Here is a 22277-nt window from a genome sequence, read left to right as displayed (position 1 = left end):
GTCAGCGAAGAATCATTTTCTATCGGCCGCGTTCAACGACAAAACGGGCCACAGCACGCAGTGGCTCGGCCTCATCATCAAAGCAGTTGAGGTGATTGATCGCCTGATCGCACAGCATACGGGCCTGTTCGCGGGCTTGCTCAAGGCCCAGCAGCTTCACGAAAGTCGACTTTTCCTGATCGGCATCCTTGCCAGCCGTCTTGCCGAGTTCCTCGCTGCTTGCTTCGACATCAAGAATGTCATCCTTGATCTGGAAGGCCAGTCCCATGTCATGGGCATAGGATCGCAGGGCCAGACGAATGCTTTTGGGTGCCTTGCCAAGGATCGCACCGGCTTCGCAGGCAAAGGCAAACATCCGCCCGGTTTTCAGCAAATGCAGATGCGTGACCTGCGCCTGATCAAAAGACTGTCCTTCACCAGCCAGATCAATCATCTGCCCGCCGACCATGCCATACGGGCCTGCCGCACGGGCAAGCGCACGGACGAGATCGGTGCAAACACGTGGATCCGGATGGGTATCTTCGTCGGCCAGCACTTCAAACGCCTGGGTCAGAAGCGCATCACCGGCCAGGATCGCGGTCGCCTCGTCAAACTGCTTATGACAGCTCGGCTTGCCGCGACGCAGATCATCGTCATCCATCGCTGGCAGGTCATCATGGATCAGCGAATAGCTGTGCACCATCTCAACGGCTGCTGCAACGCGCAGTGCGGAGCGACGTGAAACCTTGAACAAACCGGCCGAGCTCAGCACCAGAAACGGGCGCAAACGTTTGCCGTCACCCAGCGTGGAATAACGCATCGCCTGATACAGGCGCTGTTCAATCTGGCCATTGGCACGGGGCAGAATCCCGTCAAGCGTCTCGCCCAGATCAGCAGACGCCGCACTCAGTCCGGCAAGCAAGTCGTAACTCACGACGGTCTCCGAAAGTTAGGGGGCAATCGCCCTATTCAATTTCAGTCGGGGTTGCCGACGGGCGGCCATCCGCATTCAGGGTGATTTTTTCGATGCGCTCTTCAGCAGCGCGCAGCTTGTCCGCGCAATGGCGCTTAAGTGCCGCACCGCGTTCATAGGACGCAATGGCATCATCAAGGCCGACCTGCCCCTGTTCAAGCTGACGCACAAGGGTCTCAAGCTGCCCAAGCGCCTCTTCGAAACTCAGTTTCGCGATATCTTCAGGAATTGCGGGAGATGCAGTAGCCTCGGACATGTATGCTCCATTTCTTTGATCGGCGCGGAGTTTACGCGCAAGTCTCGATCAGGGCAACCGGACAGAACGCAATTTCGTCTGACTGAAACGCTTTTGGCAGGCATAGGGCACGCACGCTTTGTAGCGCTTAATGCGCACCCATCAATGTCCGGACATGCTGCACGGCACTGCTGGCAAGCGACGGCAGATCATAGCCCCCTTCAAGCAGCGACACGACACGCCCGCCGCATTGTTCCTCGGCAAGGTTCATCAACTGCTTGGTCATCCAGACAAAGTCACTCGTCTCAAAGCACAACCCTGCCAGCGGATCATTCTTGTGGGCATCAAACCCCGCCGAAATGATCAGAAGTTCCGGTTTGAACGCAGCAATACCGGGCAGCACGGTTGAATTGAAGGCTTCCTGAAGTTCGACCGTGCCTGACCCTGCCGGAAGCCCGACATTGAGGATATTGTTTGCACAGCCGCGCTCGGTCTCTGCCCCGGTACCGGGATAAAGCGGCCATTGATGCGTGGAGCAATAAAACAGGTCCGCATCGTTATAAAACAGGTCCTGCGTGCCATTGCCGTGATGGACATCGAAATCCATCACCGCCACGCGTTTGATGCCAAATTTCTTGCGCGCATGCTGGGCCGCGATCGCCGCATTGTTAAACAGGCAAAAGCCCATCGCACGGTCATATTCCGCGTGGTGCCCCGGTGGTCTGGTGGCAACAAAGGCGTTCTTTTCATGCCCTTCCATCACCGCATCGACCGCAATGCAGGCCCCACCGGCCGCACGCAAGGCCGCCTTGCCCGATCCAGGCGAAACATAAGTATCGCCATCAAGCGACACGATGCCTTCAGCCGGGATGGTTGCCATCACCTTGTCGACATAGGCCGGGTCATGGACGGTCTTGATCAGATCAAGATCGGCCAGTGGCGCTTCTTCGCGATGCAGGAACATGAATTCCTCGGCCTCGAACACGCGCTGAACAACGCGCAAACGATCGGCACATTCCGGATGTCCGGGGCCGGTATCATGATCGATGCAATCGTGGTGGGACACGAACAAAGTCGCCATTTTTCTGGATCGCCTTCCTGAAAGTTCAAACACGGTGCTGCCCCGGGCAACCCCCGGATGCCGGGCCTGCGTTAACCGCATCCCTTTTTTATGTCCTGTTTGAATAGTTCTAGCGCAAATCGATGCGCTTTTCTTTGTTCTAAATCAGCATATCAAAGCGCATTTGCGCAAGCTCTTTGGCCTTCGACAAAAGCATCATCTGCTGCATAGCAATTTACCACCATTACTTTCACAGTTTTGCCGTTTTCTCGGGTTTGTATATACTCACATCAAATGCGAGTCCGGACGAGCAACCGGGCCCTCATTTGAACAGGAGCAGACCCTTACGGGCAGATCATATGACGCAAATGTGTTGTGCGATATCGCCCCGAAGGGTTCATAATCGAAATCGTCAGAGAAAAATCTGATGCATGGAAGAACGTTCGACAAGCCGGTTTTCCGGTAAAAACCGCCCCAACAGCAGGGACATACGAGTAAACACTCTCTTGACAGATTTGTAATATACTTGAGAATAAGTTTACCGACTAATCCTTGTGGTTTGTTGGTGGCAGAGGTCACAATCCTTTCGGTAGCAATACCGATGTGACTTCACGTCAGTTGGATACGCGCCACCTGATGGCTCCGACTGGCGCATTGTCGAATTTTCGTTGGGACAATGGCCGCTTGCGGTCAGGCTTATAAGGAAGCCAAATGGAACTTAACAACCTAGAAGAAAAGGCCGAACAGGCGAGCACCCTGTTAAAGGCCATGAGCAATCAGAGCAGACTGCTTATCCTTTGCCAACTTAATGAAGGCGAAAAGTCGGTTGGCGAACTCGAACGTATTGTCGGGCTAAGCCAGTCCGCCCTCTCGCAGCATCTTGCACGCCTGCGTCGCGACAAGCTCGTACAGACTCGCCGCGAAGCACAGACCATCTACTATTCCCTGAATGGTGATGATGCTCTGCGCGTGATCGAGACCCTCTACGGACTTTATTGCAATGCCTCGCGCAAGTCCGTTGCTGCGTAAAACATCCGGGCACTCCCCACTAAAAAAGCCTGCCTTTTTTAGGCAGGCTTTTTTATATCTGAAATCTGCGATGGCTTGCTTTTACTGTGGTCCGCATTCCGGCAGCGGCAGGCGACTGACCTTGTCAAGCGTGCCCAGCACTTCGAACTCGCCATAGTCAAACCGCATCCCGTGCGCGACACCGTTTTCAGCAAAATCCACTGCCATCTCGGTCGATGGCCCGTTTTCAGCCGCGCCCAGCGGATAGAACGCCAGGTTCATGCGATGAAACGCACTGCTTGCAATGCCATCGGGATCATCGGCGGCATTATCGGCATCCTTGCGATCTGAAATCACCACGGCCACCCGGTTGGTCGGCGCATCGCCGCTGCCATCAAACACCAGATCATTGGCGAACCGCTCGCCACCCTGCGCACGTTTCAGCAGCATCAATGAATGCTGGGTCGGGAACAGGGCATCGGCCGGAAGTTCTTCTTCGACCTCGACCGGAATTTCATAGGTCACCTTGACCATGCCGTCATCGCGGATCGCCTTGCCGACGACTTCATCGACCTTGGTGCCATCAAGATAATCGCGCATGCGGAAACGGTATTCCGTGCCGGCGAAATCTTCCCACTGGGTCATGGAATAAGCCGAATTGATCGGTGTGCCTTCCGATCCCTGCAGGATCATGATCTGCTGCATTTCAGTGACCCAGCCATCGCACATCTTCTCAAAGCGATAACCAAGCACACCGGACGCATCCACGATCGAGCTGCCCTGCTCCGCATGGGTCATCTTGAAATGATATTCCGCAACATGCGGCACGATGGCATCTTCAATGCCACTCACATTCCCCGCCTGCGCGGCACAGCCACCAAGGCCCAAACAAAAGATCAGCGCTCCTTTAAAGGAACGCTGACGTTGCTTCATCTCTGAAAATAATCCAGACAACATCACTCTCCGGTGGCGGTAACTCCGACAATCCAGGGATTTTCAATCCCCTTTTTGGCAGCAAGAAGGCGCAAATCATGTGCATGCTCTGCCGAAAGCGGCCCGACCGCAACCCGAAGATAAGGTTTCCCCTTCACTTCAGCATTCAAAAGGCGCGGCTGGTATTCCGCATAGATGCCAAGTGCTTTTTGCGCGCGGGCTTCATCAGCAAAGCTTGCCAATACCACATAATCACCCGGCAGCGGCGCGGCAAGATCATCACCGGCAAGCGCATCACCATCAAGGGCGGCATCAACTGGCGCCGCAATCGCATCAACCCCGTCTTCCATGGTGGTCGGATCGACCAGTGCGGCGGTCATGGTTTCCTTTGGTGCCTCGACCTCGGTCAACGGCTCGTCACTGACATAACCTGCAACGGCGGCATCGGCTTCGACCTGCGGATCAATCGGGCCCAGATCACCCGTTGCGACCGGCAAATCTTCCACTTCGATCTGATCACGGGCGGATGCCACCTCAACCGGCTCCGCATCAGCAACATTCTTTTTCGGGGTCAGCGGCGGCAGGTTGGTCGTGACAATCGCGTTGGAGCGCATGGCACTTGTGCTGGGTTCCGACCAATCTTCTGCCGGGGCATTCACCGCATAGATTTCCGGGCGGGCTGCGCGGATTTCTTCTTTGATTTCAGGCTCGCCCATCACGGCAAGGGCTGCGGCTTCTTCGGCCAAAACCGTCTCTTCGTCCTTGCAGATGTCTTGCTCAAACAACGGGCGATGCAGTGCGCAATCCTGTTCGGCAACAAACGATACCGCATGGTCGGTCGTGCTTTTGCCCGTCGACACATAGCTGATCAAATCACCGGCCAGCTTGGCCACGGTCAGCTCAATCGGACCACCGCACGCGCTAAGCGCCAAAGGCGCTGCCACCACAAGTATCTTTCTCACAGGCCATCCCCCGAAGGATCAAATGTTCTTTTCCCCGGCTACAGTGGCCCAAAGCCCGTTAATATTAGGTAACGATCAGCAATCAAACGGCGTCAAAAACAAAACGGCCCGGAAATTTCCGGGCCGTTTGATCATTCTATGATTTGGGTACCCCCAAAACACATCAGTCTTTTTTCGCCTTCGGCGGCAACTGAACACGCAGATGCAGTTCTTTAAGCTGCTTGTCTTCAACTTCTGCCGGGGCATTCATCATCAGATCCTGTGCCTGCTGGTTCAGCGGGAAGGCAATGACTTCACGAATGTTCGGCTCATCGGCCAGCAGCATGACGATACGGTCAACACCCGGGGCCGAACCACCGTGCGGCGGGGCGCCGTATTTGAATGCGTTAAGCATGCCGCCAAACTGTTCTTCGACAACGTCCTTGCCATAGCCGGCAATTTCGAACGCGCGATACATGATGTCCGGGCGATGGTTACGAATGGCACCCGACGACAGCTCGATACCGTTACACACGATGTCATACTGCCACGCCTTGATATCAAGCGGGTTCATGCTTTCCAGTGCCTCAAGGCCACCCTGCGGCATCGAGAACGGGTTGTGGCTGAATTCGATCTTGCCGTCGTCGTCTTCCTCATACATCGGGAAGTCAACGATCCAGCAGAACTTGAACATGCCTTCTTCGCGCAGTTCCAGCTCGTCACAAACCTTGTCACGAACCTTGCCGGCAAACTTGGCAGCTGCCAGTTCCTTGTCACAGGCAAAGAAGACCGCATCGCCATTGGCAACGCCGGTGATTTCCTTGATCTGTGCGATGCGATCGGCATCAAGGTTCTTGGCAATCGGGCCTTTTGCTTCGCCGTCTTCGCCGTAAACGATGTAACCAAGGCCAGCAGCCCCTTCATCACGTGCCCAGTTGTTCAGCTTGTCAAAGAAGCTGCGCGGGCGCGATGCAGCACCGGTTGCCGGGATCGCACGAACCACCGAACCCTTTTCGATGTTCGAGGCAAAGATGCCAAAGCTCGAACCACGGAACGGCTCGGTGACGTCGGAAATGATCAGCGGGTTACGCAGATCCGGCTTGTCGGATCCGTATTTCGCCATCGACTCATCGAACGGAATGCGCGGGAACGGATACGGGGTCACATCGCGACCACCGCCGAACTCGACAAAGATGTCATGCAGAACCGGCTCGATTGCTGCAAACACGTCTTCCTGGGTGGCAAAGGCCATCTCGAAGTCGAGCTGATAGAACTCACCCGGCGAACGGTCGGCACGGGCATCTTCATCGCGGAAGCACGGTGCGATCTGGAAGTATTTGTCAAAGCCCGAAACCATCAGCAGCTGTTTGAACTGCTGCGGCGCCTGCGGCAGGGCATAGAACTTGCCCGGATGCATACGCGACGGCACCAGGAAGTCACGTGCACCTTCCGGCGAGCTTGCCGTCAGGATCGGCGTCTGGATCTCAAGGAAGCCCTGTGCGGTCATTTTCTGACGCATGGCCGAGATGACCTTGGAACGCAGAACGATGTTCGAATGCACGCTTTCACGACGCAGGTCGAGATAACGGTGACGCAGGCGAACTTCCTCGCCGTATTCAACATCGCCAAAGACCGGCATCGGCAGAACTTCGGCCGAAGACTGAACTTCGATGTTCGAAGCATAAACTTCGATTTCGCCGGTCGGAAGATTCGGGTTGATGGTCTCAGCCGTACGTTTGACAACCTTGCCATCGACCGTGATCACGCTTTCGGCGCGCGCTTTATCAAGCGTTTCAAACAGCGGGCTCGAAATGTCGATCACGACCTGGGTGATGCCGTAATGGTCGCGCAGGTCAACGAACAGAAGGTTGCCGTGGTCACGTTTACGGTGAATCCAGCCAGACAGGCGAACTTCCGCGTCGGCGTCAGTCGCGCGCAGCGCATTACAATTGTGTGAGCGAAAAGGATGCATTGTCATTCCAGGTTGCTTTATATTTCGGGCCGTAAATTTGGCCGCAAAGGTGCATGCCAGACCCGCGCTGTCAAACAAAAAACGCACCACAACATGCCCACAACGGTACTATCCGTGGTGCTTGTTGTGATGTTCCCCTGCCCAATCGGCGCGGCATCTCAAAATTTCAGCGGTATAAAACGCGGACAGGCCGTCTTCGTCAAGTGCCAGTAATGCAGATCAGTCAACGCAGATCAGCAAATCATTGGGTGATTGGCTCTGCACTGATCTTGACCGCCTGAAGATCCTTGACCTTGATAAAGTCGATCAACCGTCCGGCCCCCGGTGCGATTTCGCCCCAGTGATCGACATCGAATTCAAAATGGGCCAGACCACAGGTCGGATATTTGCGCGCCATGTTTTCTCGCGCGCTCTCGTTCCCCGCCCCAAAAAGCGACTGGGCAAACACCTCGATCCCCGGATTATGGCCGACAAACATCACATGCTTGGCGTCTTCATGGGTGTGATGCAGGTTTTCAAGCAGCACCCGCTCGCTCGCCATATAGAGATCTTCGTTATAGATCACATCCGCATCGGTCGCGAAATCGCGCCCCAGAAGGCCAAGGGTCTGCACCGCGCGCGCCGCCGTCGAACACCAGATCAAATCGGGCACCAGTTCATGCTGACGCAAATAGCGCCCCATAAACGGGGCTGCCTTTTCACCACGACGGTTCAGTTCCCGATCATGGTCGGCGCGACCCGGGTCCGCCCAGCTTGATTTGGCATGCCGAAGCAACAACAGCGTTTTCATGTCTTCGTTTCTCTAGGCTGACCTAGTAGGCGCAAATGATGATCAAACGGTGTTCCTGCATGCCATATCGCGGGCTTCGATGCCATCAGAAAAACTGACATATAAATTTAAGAAAATTGCACCCACCCAAGCAGTTATCCTATACTCCATTTGCAACCGGGCACTGTCGCATAAATTCAAAGACGGTCCCTCAATCCGCAGGAGGCATAGCGTGACACACGCCGCTGCAGTTCAATCAAGCGCGATCACCATTGATTCGGAAAGCCGCTTTATTAACCGCGAATTATCGTGGCTGGCATTCAACAATCGCGTTCTTGAGGAAGCCCAGAAAAAGGGCCACCCGCTGCTTGAAAGACTGCGTTTCCTGTCGATTTCAGCCAGCAACCTTGATGAATTTTACATGGTGCGCGTCGCCGGCCTCGTTGGTCAGGTGCGTGCCGGCATGACCAAGGTCAGCCAGGATGGCATGAGCCCGTCCGAACAGCTGCGCGCCATTACCTTTGACGCCAACCAGTTGATGCAGGATCAGCAACGCGTCTGGCGCCAGCTCAGCAGCGAGATGGAAAAACAGGGCATCTCGGTCATTGATAAGACCGACCTGACCCAGACGGACCGGAAATGGCTTGATGGCTATTTCATGCGCGAAATCTTCCCGACGCTGACCCCGCTTGCCATTGATCCGTCGCACCCCTTCCCGTTCATTCCGAACCTTGGCTTTGCCATCGTCATGCAGCTGTTTGATCCGGCTGACGGGCACAATATGCGCGGTCTGATCCCGGTGCCGCAGAAGATCGGTCGCTTCCTGCGCCTGCCGGGCCGCACGGAACGTTATCTTCCGGTCGAACAGGCGATCTTGCTTTATCTTGGCAAGCTGTTCCCGGGCTTTGATATGATCGAACACGGTTTCTTCCGCGTCATTCGTGACTCGGACGTGGAAATCGAAGAAGAAGCCGAAGATCTGGTCCGCGTTTTCAAAACTGCCCTGAAACGCCGTCGTCGTGGCAGCATCATCCGCCTCAAGGTCAATGCGGCGATGCCCGAAGACATGCTTGATTTCGTCATTGATGAACTTGATGTCGCGCTCGAAGAAGTCGTCAAGGTCGATGGCCTTTTAGGCGTTGTCGATGTCAAACAGCTGATCGACTCTGATCTGCATCATGACCTGCTGTTTTCGCCCTATGCCGCACGCTATCCGGAACGGGTACGCGACTTTGGTGGCGATTGCTTTGCTGCGATCAGCAAAAAGGATTTGGTCGTCCATCACCCGTTCGAAGATTTCGATGTGGTGGTCCAGTTCCTTTTGCAGGCCGCACGTGACCCCGATGTCGTCACCATCAAACAGACGCTCTATCGCACGTCGGAAAACAGCCCGATCGTCAAAGCCCTGATCGCCGCTGCCGAGGCCGGAAAATCCGTCACTGCCATGGTCGAGCTCAAGGCGCGCTTTGACGAAGAAGCCAACCTGCGTTGGGCGGCCGATCTTGAACGTGCTGGCTGTCAGGTGGTCTACGGCTTCCTCGATTGGAAGACGCACGCCAAGATTTCGCTGGTGGTCCGCCGTGAAACCCACGGCCTTCGCACCTATACCCACTTCGGGACGGGCAACTATCACCCGATCACAGCGAAGTTCTATACCGATATCTCGTTCTTCTCCTGCGATCCGGCATTGGGCCGTGATGCAGCCAATATCTTTAACTTCATGACGGGTTACGCCACGCCGCGGTCGCTTGAAAAAATCGCGATTGCGCCGCATACCCTGCGTCCGACGCTTTTGACCCACATCGATCAGGAAATCGAGAACTGCAAGGCCGGCAAGCCGTGCGGTATCTGGGCCAAGATGAACAGTCTGGTCGACCCGGTGGTGATTGATGCGCTTTATCGTGCAAGCCAGGCCGGTGTTCATGTCGAACTGGTGGTGCGTGGCATTTGCTGCCTGCGTCCGGGTGTACCGGGGCTTTCGGAAAATATCCGCGTCAAATCGATTGTCGGCCGCTTCCTTGAACATTCGCGCATCGTGGTCTTTGCCAACGGCGCGAAGCTTCCGTCACGCAAGGCCAAGGCGTTTATTTCCTCGGCCGACTGGATGCCGCGTAACCTTAACCGCCGTGTTGAAACGCTGGTCCCGGTTGAAAATCCGACCTGTCAGCAACAGATTGTTGAACAGATCATGATTGCCAACCTCAAGGATACCGCACAGGCATGGCATCTGCAGGCAGACGGTTCCTATGAACGCTGCGAGGCAGATGAAAACGCATTCTCGTCGCACAAATATTTCATGACCAATCCGTCACTTTCCGGTCGCGGAAGTGCGCTGGATCAAGCCGACCCGAATGTTCCCGTGCTAGAGCTTGATGACTAGATAGGGTTAGGACCTATTAATTTGATTAGAATGGCAGAGCTTATATTTGTGAAATACAAGGAAAAGCCCGCCGAGCGGGTCGGCATCCCGCGCAAGGGATTTGACGCAGGAGTTCGCAAATATAAGCTCTGTCCTTTGGATCGCTCAGATTTGCACAGCCTACTTTGTCGCCAAACCTTGAAAGAAATGTATCTTCCTGCGGTTTTGCTCCGCGTATCCGCACAAATCTGAGCGACCATTCGAACCAAATTAGTAGGTCCTAACCCTACAGACGACCAACAGGTGCCAAGACCCTATGCTGACTGACCAACGGGCTTCCAACCGCATCGCGATCATAGATGTTGGCTCCAACTCTGTGCGGCTTGTCATTTTTGATGGCATGACCCGCGCGCCAATGCCGATCTTCAATGAAAAGGTCATGTGCGGCCTTGGCCGCGATCCCGACAATACCGGCCGGCTCAACCCCGAGGGGGTCGAGCTTGCCGTTGTCGCCATGCACCGCTTCTCCACCCTTCTGCGTGCGATGAAGGTCACCCATGTCGATGTGTTGGCGACCGCTGCTGTGCGGGCTGCCACCGACGGCAAGGAATTCTGTGATCGTGTGGCATCGGAAACCGGGCTTACGGTCAAGGTGATTGACGGCCTTGAAGAAGCCCGCCTGTCCGCCCTTGGCATCATATCTGGCGATCCGATGGCATCAGGCATCATGGGCGATATCGGTGGCGGGTCGCTTGAACTGGTCCTGCTTGATAAGGGCGAGATCAAGAAACGCGTCAGCCTGCCTCTGGGGGCCATGCGCCTGCATACGGTGTTCGGGTCTGACCGCGCGCGCCTGACGGCCGAGATAAATCAGCACCTTGATACCGTCGACTGGCTGTCTGAGGGCAAAGGCCAGCAGCTTTATGCGGTTGGCGGCTCCTGGCGTTCGATCGCCAAGCTTTTCATTGCCCAGGAAAACTATCCGATTTCGGTGGTCCATAACCTTGCCATGCCCCAATCGGAAATGGCCGAACTCACCCATATCATCTCGCAGCAAAGCCGCGTATCGCTTGAAAAGATCGGCGGGGTTTCAAAACGCCGTATCGACAGCCTGCCGCATGCATCGCTTGTCATGAACATGCTGATGACCCGCATGAAACCAAGCGAGGTTGTCTTTTCCGGCCATGGGCTGCGTGAAGGCTGGATGTATGAAGTCCTGCCCGAAGATCTGCGGCAACGCGATCCGGTGCTTGAAGCCTGCTTCAGCTTTGCCGAGGACGGCGAACGGTTCCATCAGCACGGCGAAGAAGTCGCCCAATGGTGTGCGCCGATCTTTTCCGAACTGCCGGTCAATATCGAACGCCTGCGTTTGGCCGCCTGCATCATCGGCGATATCGGCTGGAACGAGCATCCCGATTACCGCGCGATCCAAAGCTACCACCGCATTCTACGTCACCCCTATATCGACCTTAATCACCATGACCGGGTGTTCCTCGCCTACACCATTGGTTCGCGCTATACCGGCAATTTCAAGGGCGATGAGGCAAGCGACCGTATCCTGAGCGACGATGACCGCCTCACAGGTCGTCTTTTCGGCCACGTCATTCGTTTGGGCCATACCCTGTCTGGCGGGGTTGAGGGTATCCTGCCGCGCACCCAACTGCTGCTTGAAGACGGCAAACTGATCCTGCAATTCGAAAAGCAGGCCGCAGCCCTTTACGGCGAAGTCGTTGAACAGCGTCTGTCGAAACTGGCCAAGCTGATGAACCGCGAAAGTGTCGTCCGATTGGCCGAATAAGCCACGCGAAGTGGCTGACTGCCCCCGACACCACACACTCCAAGCGCGCATTTCATTGACGCGACACACCAAAACCGGCACGATTACGGCCCTTTTTCCTGATCAGGAGTGCCGTGTCGTGACCGATACCAAGCAACCATCCGATCACCATCCGCACGACATCGTCGCGACACTGGCAAACATGTCTTTTCAGACACTTTGTCAGGAAATCACTCTCCTGCCCGACGACGATGACGGAATTGACAAACTGCGCGCCGCCGCAAGCGATGAAGAGAAATCACTCATTGATATACTCATCGCGCTTCGGGGCAGCAGACTGGGCGAGATCGCGCCGCTATTTGCCAATGCCGGCGATGATATAACTGACGCAAAAATCACCTCAAGCGATGTGCCCGACAACATGCTCTCGTTGCTGACTGCACTCAAGGCAGCCACAAGCTCAGTGACATGAACCCTCTCGACACCAAAGCCACCCTGCATCTGCGCTGTGGCTCCGATATCCGCGAAATGTTGAAAACTGCCGGTTTCATCGGCGATTTCCTTGAATTTTCCGATCCGTTTTGTCAGGGACCGGTGCCCGACCTGCCACGCGATGCGTTTATCGAAACGCGTGCCGCCTTCATCTCCGGTTCTTTTGACCTTCCCGACCAAGACGCGCTCGCGCGATTGCGCGGCGAATATGATGCGCTTGATGGCCTTGGCAGCTATGACCATGTCGTGCTGTGGTTTGAACATGACAGCTACGACCAGCTTATTCTGGCCTTCCTGATGGACGCCATCGCGACTATCCAGCCAGAAACCGAGATTGATGTTATATCGGTCAACCAGGCGCCAGAGTTTGAACCCATCGACCGCTTCATCGGCCTCGGCCAACTCTCCCCCAATGGGCTGATCTGGTGCTGGGAAAATCACAAAACATCGCTTAGTAGCGACATGCTGACATTCGGCACCAAGGTCTGGAAGGCACTTCACCAAGACGATCCAGCCGATCTACAGGCACTTGCGGAAACAGAAAACGCGCCCCTGCCCCACATGCCAGCAGCCCTCAAACGCCACCTCGCCGAACTGCCCGATCGAAAAACCGGCCTTGGCCTGACCCAAAGCCTGACCCTGCAAATCATCAGTGATTTGGGCCCGATGCCACTCGGCAAGGTCTTCGGCCATTTGATGCGAAGCTACGACCCGCTGCCCTATCTCGGCGATCTGATGTTCTGGTCCGAAGTCCAATGGATGATGAACTGCAAGAACCCACTCTTCACCCTGTCCCCGTTAGAACCTGACACCAACTGGTCCACCCGCACCATAACCCTCACCAACACCGGCCAGGAAACCCTGGCCGGCACCCGCAATTTCCTGGATAACTTCACCGGCACCCGCTGGGTCGGTGGTGTTCGGATCAGTCCGTCACACATGGATTAAAAGTCGAGCCCCTACACCTCGCCCAACCCGCGCGACACCCGGAAAATCTCCCCACGAAGCCACTTATGCGCGGCATTCGCGGCGTTACGCACATGCCAGTATTGGGCAAAGCCGTATTCCGGGAAGTCCAGTGGCAGGTCGAACTCGCCAAAGCCCTGCATCATGGAGCCTGACAGTCGCGATGGTAGAGTGGCGATGATGTCCGTACCGCGGATCAGGTTGGCAACGCTGGCAAAGGTCGGCACCTGAAGCGCTGTGCGCCTAGACCGACCAAGCCCGCGCAGGATGTCATCAATTTGCGAACTGTCATTGGCCCCGATCATCACGCGTGCATGACTGGCCGCACAATAGCGGTCCAACGTATCGGGCGGATGATCATGAAAGGCCGGATCATAAAAGCACCGCATCCGTTCAACAAACAGGCCTTGGCGGGCAATATCACCATGCTTGCCTGAGTGATCGATACTGATCGCGTGATCAATCGTACCATCGCGCAGCCATCTGACAGTCCTGTCCACACCCGGCACCGACAGAACCTTGAGCCGCACATCGGCCGCACAATTCTGCAGCCGCTTCATCAGCCCGGGCAGAACCACCGCCACCTCATAGTCATTGGCCCCGATCACAAAATGCGCAGAGTGATCGGCATTATCAGGATCAAACGCCACCACACGGGTCAGGCTCCGCATACCTTGCAAAAGCATCCGGACCTGCGGGGCGATTTCATCGGCATGCGCGGTTGGTGCAATGGACCGGCCCGACCGCACAAACAGCGGATCACCAATAATCTGGCGCAACCGGTCCAGCCCATGACTGACCGTGGGTTGCCCGATGTCAAGGCGGTGCGCGGCTGCCGTCACCGATCCCTCGTCATAGATCGTCAGGAACAGCCGAAGCAGGCGATAATCAAGATCCAAATCATCGATTTTCATGCATATGTATTATCACACTCATCGAATTGATTACATGCATTATTCGGCCCAGATTCCTCCCATGAACAGGCAATAGAGCAGTTTCCGTTTAGATCGAAGCGTTTTGTTCGTGTTTGGCGATGTTTGGCAAGGCACAGCGCGCAAGGGCGATGCGGGGCATCGTTCAAGCGGTGTAACGCCGCAAAACATCGCCAAACCGAACCCTTTGGGCCGGGACATTCTTCTGCCCCGCAGCGTCAAGGATCTTGACCGTAGCACCGCTACGCTCGGCGATCCTCTCCTTGCAGGACAGAAGAATGCCTCCGGCAAAACGTTTCGATCTAAACGGAAATTGCTCTAACCTGACCCCTTATCGGAGAAACTGACATGACCATCTTGATCACTGGCGCCACCGGCCAACTCGGAAGCCTTGTTGTCAAACACCTGCTCGATCGCATCCCGGCAAATGACATCGCCGTAAGTGTCCGAGGCCCTGAAAAGGCCGCCGATCTTAGCGCCAAGGGCATTGATACTGCGCTGATCATCTCGGCCGAGGATGACAACGCAAAACGCATCGCACAACACCGCACAGCCGTCGATGCTGCCAAGGCCTCAGGCGTCAAACACATCGTCTATACCAGCATCATCGATCCCAAGGCCGACGCCGACTTCACCTATTCGGCCATTCACCTTGATACCGAAAATTACATCCGCGAAAGCGGCCTTGCCTACACCCTGCTGCGCAACAGCTTCTATGCTGACTTGCTGCTTGCCGGTGTTCCGCATGCGCTTGAAACCGGTGATTTCGGCGCGCCGGCCGGTGATGCCAAAATCACCTATATCCCGCGCAATGATCTGGCAGAAGCCGCCGCCACCGTCCTTGCCAACCCGGCAGATCATATCAACAAGACCTATGATCTGACCGGCACCAAGGGTGTCACCCATGACGAGATCGCAAGCTACATTGCCAATGCCACCGGCAAACCGGTCAAATTCGTTGACCTGCCCGCCGAAGTCCATACCGGCATCCTGAGTGGCCTCGGCCTGCCAGGCCACCTTATTGAGGCCCTTGCAGGGCTTTATGTCGGCGCAAAGAAAGGCGACTACGAAACCGTCAGCAGCGATTTCGAAACCCTGGTCGGCCGCAAGCCGCAATCTGTCGAAGACTTCGTTGCAAAGGCGCTGAAATGATCGGATCAAAACGCCATCTTCTGGCAGCCTTGCCGGTCGCTCTCTTCGCCTTCATGCCATCGCTTCACGCTGGCGAGATAGAGGACCGCAACACCGCCAACGCCGTTGCCTTCTATGAAATGGTCTTTAACGACAAGGACGTCGACGGCGCGATCACGCAGTATATTGGTGACGAATATATTCAGCATAACCCGGTCGCACCGGACGGCATCGAAGGTTTCCGAACGGCCATTTCCGGCTGGCTGGCCGCCGATCCGTCCATCCATGCTGAAATCGTGCGCACCATCGCCGAAGATGATCTGGTCGTGCTTCACGTCCGATCCACCTCGGCACAGGGCGAACGCGCTGTGATGGACATCTTCCGCTTTGATGACAATGGCAAGGTCGTCGAACATTGGGACGTCGCCCAGCCCGTCCCGGCCGAAATGCCCCACGACAACACGATGTTCTGAGTTCTCCCCGCGTCCCAACACCTCAACGAAAAACAGCCGCCCACTGATCGGGCGGCTGTTGTTGTTTCCGCCTCAAACTGCTGCCACCACAGAAAAAAGGGCCCACAAAGGGGCCCGGCAAGTTTTCAGGGAGGCATCTTGGAGCTGACGTTACGGAGCAAATGTCAGCAGGGAGGAGACAAAAAGCACGGCGGTCGATGTGATCGAAAAGGCGATATATTTAACAATCATGTTCAGGGTCCTTTGCGGGGTGGCAGGCAAGACAGCACCGGGGACGTACCACCTTGCCTGCCGGGTAGAACTTGTTTCCGCCGAACTTTCCTGTCCGTTGCCGGAACCGGAACATGGCGGGGTAATCTAAATCGGGATTACAATCCCAAGTCTGACAGCCCCGGATGATCATCCGGACGGCGACCAAGCGGCCAACGGAAGAGACGTTCTTCCTCGGTAATCGGCTTGTCATTGATTTGCGCGAAGCGATGGCGCATCAGGCCTTCTTCATCAAATTCCCAGTTCTCGTTGCCATAGGCCCGGAACCAGTTGCCGCTATCATCGCGATATTCATAGGCAAAGCGCACACCGATGCGGTTTTCATGAAACGCCCAAAGTTCCTTGATCAGGCGATACTCGATTTCCTTCGCCCATTTGCGGCTCAGGAACGCAACGATGTTTTCGCGGCCTTCAAACATTTCGGTCCGGTTGCGCCAACGGCTGTCGGGCGTATAGGCAAGCGACACCTTCTCGGGATCGCGGCTGTTCCAGCCATCCTCGGCCATGCGGACCTTCTGTTTGGCGGTTTCGACGTTAAACGGTGGAAGCGGTGGCCGTGACATCAATCTTGTCCTTTGGTCTGTGGTCAATAAAGGGACCCCGGTCGGCTCGGAGCAACATGCGGAGGGGGGACAGCCGACCGGGGGAAGTGCCGGTTGTTACGCTGCGGAGGCGTTAACCACCGGAAAATCAATCGGGGTATCAAAGGCTTCGTTGAGGTAGTTGGTCAGGGTATTGAGCGCGACATGCGCCACGATCTCGACCAGTTCGGCCTCGCTGTAACCGGCAAGCTTGGCGGCACTGACATCAGCCTCAGACACCTGGCCACGGTTTTTCACCAGTGCCACGGCAAAGCGGACAGCCGCATCGGCCTTTTGATCGGTGGAACCCCCATTGCGGTTTGCCGCGATCTCGGCGTCATCAAGCTTGGCAAGGTTCTTACCCAGATAGGTGTGGGCCGAAAGGCAATAGTCACAGCCATTGATCTGTGCCACCGCAAGGGCAATGCGTTCACGGGTTTGCGGGTCAAGCGCCCCTTTTGACAGGGCACCATTAAGGCCAAGATAGCCTTCAAGGGCGGCCGGGCTGTTTGCCGTCAGACGAAACAGGTTCGGAACCGAACCAAGCATCTTGTTCACGCCCTCAAGAAGCGGCTGGGAAGCCTCCGGGGCGGCATCGATCGAAGCAGGCAGAGAAATACGGGTCATTGAAACTCTCCTTAACAAGTTCGGGTTGATTAGCGTTGAAAACATACATACAGACAGGTCTGTCTACTTGTCAAACATATTTTTAAAACGACCGTTCTATTATCCGAAACGCTTGCTATTCTGCGGATTTCCCGCCAAAAGAATACAGACCGGTCTGACTATTGGAGTGAAGAAAGTTGAAATCCAAACGCGACGTGCTTGTCGAAACCGCCCTCAGGCTTTTCTATACACAGGGCTTTAATGCCACCGGAATCGACAAGATCCTGGCCGAGTCCGGCGTCGCCAAAATGACGATGTACAAGCACTTCAAATCCAAGGACGAACTGATCCTGGCTGCCCTCACCCGTCGTGATGAAACGTTCCGCGACTGGCTGACATCGGAAATGCAAAAGGCTTCCACCAACCCGCGCGATCAGTTACTCGCAATGTTTGATGCGCTCGAAGAATGGTTCCATGGCCGTGCGTTCAAGGGCATGGGCTTTTCCGGCTGCGCATTTATCAATGCATCAAGCGAATTCGCCAAGCTTGATCACCCCGCCCACAAGATCGCCGCCGAACACAAGCTTTGTGTTCTCAACCATATCGAAGGTCTTTGTGAAAAGGCCGGGGCTGCCAACCCGAAACAACTCGCCGAAGAACTGGCCCTGCTGAAAGAAGGCGCAATTGTCACCGCCCAGGTGCGCGGCATGCCCGAATCGGCCCAAATCGCCAAAACCATGGCGACCGCCCTGCTTGATGCCGCCCTGCCCGCGTAAGAGCGGCCCTTAACCGGCCCACAAAAACAAAAACGGGGCCATCGGGCCCCGTTTTTTGTTCGTCACAGCAAATGCTTATCAGTCATCAAGTTCGACAAAGACCACTTCGCCGTCTTTAAGCTTAAGCCCAAGCTGCCCGTGTTTGAGACGCAGGGCATATTGCCCGAAAAGATCACGTCGCCAACCACGCATGGCCGGAACATCCGCATTGTCATCAGCCGCGATGTTCTGAAGATCATCGCTTGATGCCACCAGACGCTGGGCAACGCCCTTTTCCTCGGCACAGAGTTTAAGCAGGACTTTCAGCAACTCGACCGTCGGGCCGATCCCGGCCGGCAGTTCGATACGCTGTTTTGGCGTCGGCCACTGATCCTGCGGCGTATCAAGGGCAGCCTTGATCGCCTCGATAATCGCCTGCCCCGGTTTGGACGTCCCGAAGTTCCGACCAACACCGCGCGTTTTATCAAGATCCTTGTCCGTCATCGGCTGACGGGCCGCGATATCAAGCAAGGTATCATCACGCAAAATCCGGTTGCGCGGCAGGTTCTTGCGCTGCGCTTCGGTTTCACGCCATTCGCCAAGCGCACGCGCGACCGCAAGGAATTTCGGGCTGTTGGACCGGGTCTTGAGCCGTTTCCACGCATCAGCCGGATCAATCGAATAGATCGACGGATCAGTCAGGCGTTCCATTTCCTCAAACAGCCAAACGGCACGTCCATTGGCCTCAAGGCGTTCGTGGAATGCCTCATAGATCACGCGCAGATGGGTCACATCGGAAAGCGCGTAGCTGATCTGCTTGGTCGAAAGTGGCCGGCGCGACCAATCGGTAAAGCGCATCGATTTATCAATGCTTTTGCGCGCCACCTTGTTGACCAGCGTCTCATAGCCAACCTGATCGCCATAGCCCAGCACCATTGCCGCCACCTGGGTATCAAACACCGGATGGGGGACCTTGCCCGACAGATGGACGAAAATCTCGATATCCTGACGGGCGGCGTGGAAGACCTTGACCACGGCCTCGTCCTGCATCAATTCGAACAACGGCGCAAGGTCAATGCCCTCGGCCAGCGGATCGACCGCAGCGCCGTTATCGGACGGCTCCGGACTTGCCAGCTGCACCAGACACAATTGCGGCCAATAGGTCGAGTCCCGCATGAATTCGGTATCGACAGTGACATATTCGAACTTGCGCAATCTTTCACAGAGATCGCGAAGTTCTTCTGTAGTTGTAATTGGTTCCATGTCGATTGCTATAGCATTGCGCAGCACAATCCGCCAGTGGCTTCGATGCAGAGCTGATCTTCACCGCGTTCAGGCGAAAACCACCACAACATCCAGGCCTGACTAGATGATCTCATCCTCATCAAGAAGCGGATCGGATTGCAGGTGGGTTTCGATGGCGTCCATACGTTCCTGAACTTCCGATGGCCGCTTGATGGACGCGATATGAAACAGCGCATCGCCCTGATTGACGATCGGGTGGTTGGTTCGCCCGATTATCAGGCCTTCTTCACGCACCACGACTTCCTCGTCACGCTGCCCGAACGGGTCGGAAACGGCGGCCACCACATCACCGGCATGGACGAACTCGCCAGCCAGCTTGAAGGTACGCAAAATGCCGCCCGCCGGGGCACGCAGCCAATGGCTGTTCGATGACTTGAACGATGCCACACGCGGTTCGCGTACAGTGCGTTGCGACAACATGCCCAGTTTGCGCATCACGCGCAAAACGCCCGATACCCCCGCACGGATCGACATTTCATCAAACCGAAGCCCCTCGCCCGCTTCATAAAGCAGGATCGGCACACCAAGCTCGCGCGCGGCTTCACGCAGCGACCCGTCGCGCAGCGGACTGGTCAGAATGATCGGCGCGCCAAAGGCCTCGGCATATTCCATGATTTTGGGATCGTCTTCATTGACCCGGATCTGCGGCAAGTTAACCCGGTGAATGGCGGCTGAATGCAGGTCGATGCCAAAGTCCGATCGTTCGACAATCTCGTGCAGGAACAGATGGGCAAGCTGAGCGGCAAGCGACCCGCGCGAATGCCCCGGGAAGCACCGGTTCAAATCGCGGCGGTCGGGCAGATATCGGGTATTGTTCAAGAAACCAAACGCATTAACCACCGGCACGGCCAGCAAAGTACCGCGCATGCCGCGAAGGGCTGGCGACTTCAACACACGGCGGATGACCTCCACCCCGACAATCTCGTCACCATGGACAGCACCGCTGACGAAAATCACCGGCCCGGGCCGTTTGCCATGCACGACATTGACTGTCAGATTAACCGGCGTGTGGTTGGACAGAAGCGAAATCGGGATATCGACAATCTGGCGCGTGCCCGGAGCAACCTTCTTCCCAGCGATTTCAAAGTCAGGGGTCTTTGGGGTCTTTGGGGTTTTTCGCGCTTTGCTTTTCCCCGTCGGTGATCCGGTTTCGCTCATTGTCGTATCCCTTGCCCTTAACCCTTGCCTTTGGTCCGCACCTTACCGGGTTTGAAATCTTTTTCCATGAAGTCGATGATCATGCCGGCAATGTCCTTGCCCGTTGCATTTTCAATGCCTTCCAGACCCGGTGACGAGTTGACTTCCATCACCACCGGCCCGTGGTTGGACCGCAGGATATCAACACCACACACATTCAGCCCCATCGCCTTTGCCGCTTCAACCGCGGTTGAGCGTTCCTGTGGCGTGATGCGGATGGATCGTGACGAACCACCGCGATGAATGTTGGAGCGGAAATCACCCTCTGCCCCTTTGCGTTCCATGCTGGCAACCACCTTGCCACCAATCACAAAGCAACGAATATCGCTGTTACCGGCTTCCTTGATGAATTCCTGCACCATGATGGCAACATTGGCCCCACGGAACGCCTCGATCACGGATTTGGCGGATTTCTCGGTCTCGCCCAGAACCACACCGATGCCCTGGGTACCTTCCAGAAGCTTGATCACAACCGGCGCACCGCCGACGATGGAAAGAACCTCGTCGGTCTTTTTCGGATCATGGGCAAAGGCCGTTACCGGCAGGCCGATCCCCCGGCGCGCCAGGATCTGCAGCGAACGCAGCTTGTCGCGCGACCGGCCAATGGCAACAGATTCATTAAGCGGATAAACACCCATCATTTCAAACTGGCGCAGCACTGCCAGACCGAACTGGGTCACCGACACACCGATACGCGGGATCACCGCGTCATAGCCGGTCAGTTTCGATCCACCATAATAGATTTCCGGTTTGAGCGACGTGATATTCATCGAAACCCGCAGGGTATTGATGATGTCAAGCTCATGCCCGCGTTCTTCAGCCGCCTCGACCAACCGTTTGTGGGAGTAAAGATTTGGATTGCGTGCAAGCATCGCGATTTTCATAAGATGTCCCCCTTGGTCGGCAAATAAACGGCGCGCGTCCGGTATGATACCGGCTGCGGGCGAATGCGAAATTGTCAGAAAGTAAAACGACCCTGTCTACGTCTTGTTCCGATCATGGGTCGTTCTTCTGCGCATCTATCGCTGTTCAGGCTTCCCTGCAAGATAAGATTTCGATGGCAGCACCAAAAATCTTCCTGCCTTCATCGCCGTCCGGCCCAAAAGCATGGGAAAGCCCATGATTGACCGGTTTGCCAGCGAAACTTCCACTTTCAATTTGTGATGCCCAACCACGATATGGGTCGAAATCACGAACCGTTCTTCGGCATTTCCGTTCGAAGAACGAATCTCGCGCATCTCAACAAGCGGTGCCAGACATTCAATCCGCCCATGCCCGTCACCGCGATAATGCGGCAGGGTAAAGGAAACGAAATCTTCGCCGTCGCGCGTCACACGTTTCGGGTTAATCGCATGCAGGGATGATGTTCTGGCCCCGGTATCAACCTTGGCCTTGATCACCGGCACACCAAGATCGGGAAGCCCGATCCATTCCCGCCAGCCCAGAACATGCCCATCGGCAATCAGCGATGCGGTCTGGGTCTTAAGCGACGGTTTGGCTTTTACGCGTTGCGGGCTCACATGCAGCTTCCGGTTATTGAATGCAATTTGTCAGGTGGGACTG

Annotated in this window: 24 protein-coding genes; 10 read left to right on the top strand and 14 right to left on the bottom strand. The window is 55.8% G+C overall.

Going from position 1 to position 22277, the window contains the following annotated elements:
• Window positions 1-19 precede the first annotated feature (19 nt).
• The 3 genes from UF64_RS10350 to UF64_RS10340 form a co-directional block, all read right to left on the bottom strand.
• Window positions 20-913 carry a polyprenyl synthetase family protein gene (locus tag UF64_RS10350; protein ID WP_235285029.1) on the bottom strand — a complete coding sequence of 298 codons (894 nt, stop codon included), beginning with the start codon at window positions 911-913 and terminating at the stop codon, window positions 20-22.
• A gap of 31 nt (window positions 914-944) precedes the next feature.
• Complete coding sequence (locus UF64_RS10345) at window positions 945-1208, bottom strand: exodeoxyribonuclease VII small subunit (protein WP_044828501.1); 264 nt, start codon at window positions 1206-1208, stop codon at window positions 945-947.
• A 127-nt stretch (window positions 1209-1335) separates the two neighbouring features.
• Entirely contained in the window at window positions 1336-2268 is a 933-nt protein-coding gene (locus UF64_RS10340; protein WP_044828500.1) for a histone deacetylase family protein, read from the bottom strand.
• 690 nt (window positions 2269-2958) lie between these two features.
• Between UF64_RS10340 and UF64_RS10335 the strand changes: the two genes are divergently transcribed.
• Window positions 2959-3276, top strand: a complete 318-nt coding sequence (locus tag UF64_RS10335) for a helix-turn-helix transcriptional regulator (RefSeq protein ID WP_044828499.1) — start codon at window positions 2959-2961, stop codon at window positions 3274-3276.
• An 81-nt stretch (window positions 3277-3357) separates the two neighbouring features.
• Here the strand turns inward: UF64_RS10335 and UF64_RS10330 are convergent, their stop codons facing one another.
• From UF64_RS10330 to UF64_RS10315, 4 genes are all read right to left on the bottom strand, one after another.
• Entirely contained in the window at window positions 3358-4188 is an 831-nt protein-coding gene (locus UF64_RS10330) for an EipB family protein (protein WP_235285028.1), read from the bottom strand.
• A 23-nt stretch (window positions 4189-4211) separates the two neighbouring features.
• Window positions 4212-5150, bottom strand: coding sequence for an SPOR domain-containing protein (locus UF64_RS10325; RefSeq protein WP_235285027.1), 939 nt, complete (start codon window positions 5148-5150; stop codon window positions 4212-4214).
• A gap of 163 nt (window positions 5151-5313) precedes the next feature.
• Entirely contained in the window at window positions 5314-7101 is a 1788-nt protein-coding gene (gene aspS / locus UF64_RS10320; protein WP_044828496.1) for an aspartate--tRNA ligase, read from the bottom strand.
• 241 nt (window positions 7102-7342) lie between these two features.
• Window positions 7343-7891, bottom strand: a complete 549-nt coding sequence (locus UF64_RS10315) for a histidine phosphatase family protein (RefSeq protein WP_044828495.1) — start codon at window positions 7889-7891, stop codon at window positions 7343-7345.
• A gap of 211 nt (window positions 7892-8102) precedes the next feature.
• Here UF64_RS10315 and UF64_RS10310 point away from each other — a divergent pair, with 211 nt between their 5' ends.
• From UF64_RS10310 to UF64_RS10290, 5 genes are all read left to right on the top strand, one after another.
• The gene (locus tag UF64_RS10310) at window positions 8103-10250 is read left to right on the top strand and encodes an RNA degradosome polyphosphate kinase (protein ID WP_044828494.1); all 2148 of its coding nucleotides are present in this window, start codon (window positions 8103-8105) and stop codon (window positions 10248-10250) included.
• A gap of 30 nt (window positions 10251-10280) precedes the next feature.
• Window positions 10281-10481 carry a hypothetical protein gene (locus UF64_RS20895; protein ID WP_044828493.1) on the top strand — a complete coding sequence of 67 codons (201 nt, stop codon included), beginning with the start codon at window positions 10281-10283 and terminating at the stop codon, window positions 10479-10481.
• 64 nt (window positions 10482-10545) lie between these two features.
• The gene (gene ppx / locus UF64_RS10300) at window positions 10546-12027 is read left to right on the top strand and encodes an exopolyphosphatase (protein WP_044828492.1); all 1482 of its coding nucleotides are present in this window, start codon (window positions 10546-10548) and stop codon (window positions 12025-12027) included.
• 118 nt (window positions 12028-12145) lie between these two features.
• On the top strand, window positions 12146-12478 hold the full coding sequence (locus UF64_RS10295; RefSeq protein WP_152630665.1) for a hypothetical protein: 333 nt from the start codon (window positions 12146-12148) through the stop codon (window positions 12476-12478).
• Complete coding sequence (locus UF64_RS10290; protein WP_052657565.1) at window positions 12475-13446, top strand: DUF1835 domain-containing protein; 972 nt, start codon at window positions 12475-12477, stop codon at window positions 13444-13446. The genes UF64_RS10295 and UF64_RS10290 overlap by 4 nt, the downstream gene beginning before the upstream one ends.
• Window positions 13447-13457: 11 nt before the next feature.
• Here the strand turns inward: UF64_RS10290 and UF64_RS10285 are convergent, their stop codons facing one another.
• Window positions 13458-14378: a LysR family transcriptional regulator gene (locus UF64_RS10285; protein ID WP_044828490.1), complete on the bottom strand. Its 921-nt coding sequence runs from the start codon at window positions 14376-14378 to the stop codon at window positions 13458-13460.
• Between the two features lie 366 nt (window positions 14379-14744).
• Between UF64_RS10285 and UF64_RS10280 the strand changes: the two genes are divergently transcribed.
• From UF64_RS10280 to UF64_RS21065, 3 genes are all read left to right on the top strand, one after another.
• Window positions 14745-15548, top strand: coding sequence for an SDR family oxidoreductase (locus UF64_RS10280; protein WP_044828489.1), 804 nt, complete (start codon window positions 14745-14747; stop codon window positions 15546-15548).
• Entirely contained in the window at window positions 15545-16000 is a 456-nt protein-coding gene (locus UF64_RS10275; protein ID WP_044828488.1) for a nuclear transport factor 2 family protein, read from the top strand. Before UF64_RS10280 ends, UF64_RS10275 begins: the two co-directional genes overlap by 4 nt.
• Window positions 16001-16229: 229 nt before the next feature.
• A complete protein-coding gene (locus UF64_RS21065) occupies window positions 16230-16361 on the top strand; it encodes a hypothetical protein (protein ID WP_255353097.1) in 132 nt (43 codons plus the stop codon).
• 7 nt (window positions 16362-16368) lie between these two features.
• Here the strand turns inward: UF64_RS21065 and UF64_RS10270 are convergent, their stop codons facing one another.
• Window positions 16369-16833 (bottom strand): DUF1348 family protein, encoded by a 465-nt coding sequence (locus UF64_RS10270; protein ID WP_044828487.1) that lies wholly within the window; start codon window positions 16831-16833, stop codon window positions 16369-16371.
• 96 nt (window positions 16834-16929) lie between these two features.
• Window positions 16930-17478: a carboxymuconolactone decarboxylase family protein gene (locus tag UF64_RS10265; protein WP_044828486.1), complete on the bottom strand. Its 549-nt coding sequence runs from the start codon at window positions 17476-17478 to the stop codon at window positions 16930-16932.
• 176 nt (window positions 17479-17654) lie between these two features.
• Between UF64_RS10265 and UF64_RS10260 the strand changes: the two genes are divergently transcribed.
• Window positions 17655-18233: a TetR/AcrR family transcriptional regulator gene (locus UF64_RS10260; protein ID WP_044828485.1), complete on the top strand. Its 579-nt coding sequence runs from the start codon at window positions 17655-17657 to the stop codon at window positions 18231-18233.
• Window positions 18234-18311: 78 nt separating this feature from the next.
• On the opposite strand, the gene rnd is transcribed toward UF64_RS10260, so the two are convergent.
• From rnd to UF64_RS10240, 4 genes are all read right to left on the bottom strand, one after another.
• The gene (gene rnd, locus UF64_RS10255) at window positions 18312-19475 is read right to left on the bottom strand and encodes a ribonuclease D (RefSeq protein WP_044828484.1); all 1164 of its coding nucleotides are present in this window, start codon (window positions 19473-19475) and stop codon (window positions 18312-18314) included.
• 102 nt (window positions 19476-19577) lie between these two features.
• On the bottom strand, window positions 19578-20675 hold the full coding sequence (locus UF64_RS10250) for a succinylglutamate desuccinylase/aspartoacylase family protein (protein WP_082049676.1): 1098 nt from the start codon (window positions 20673-20675) through the stop codon (window positions 19578-19580).
• Window positions 20676-20692: 17 nt separating this feature from the next.
• Window positions 20693-21598 carry a 30S ribosomal protein S6--L-glutamate ligase gene (gene rimK, locus UF64_RS10245; protein WP_044828483.1) on the bottom strand — a complete coding sequence of 302 codons (906 nt, stop codon included), beginning with the start codon at window positions 21596-21598 and terminating at the stop codon, window positions 20693-20695.
• A 135-nt stretch (window positions 21599-21733) separates the two neighbouring features.
• Entirely contained in the window at window positions 21734-22234 is a 501-nt protein-coding gene (locus tag UF64_RS10240) for a RimK/LysX family protein (RefSeq protein WP_052657563.1), read from the bottom strand.
• Window positions 22235-22277: the final 43 nt, after the last annotated feature.

The organism is Thalassospira sp. HJ, from assembly GCF_000948415.1.
Classification (GTDB): Bacteria; Pseudomonadota; Alphaproteobacteria; order Rhodospirillales; family Thalassospiraceae; genus Thalassospira.
Note: the sequence above shows the minus strand (reverse complement) of the source record. Positions and strands in the feature narration are given on the sequence as shown.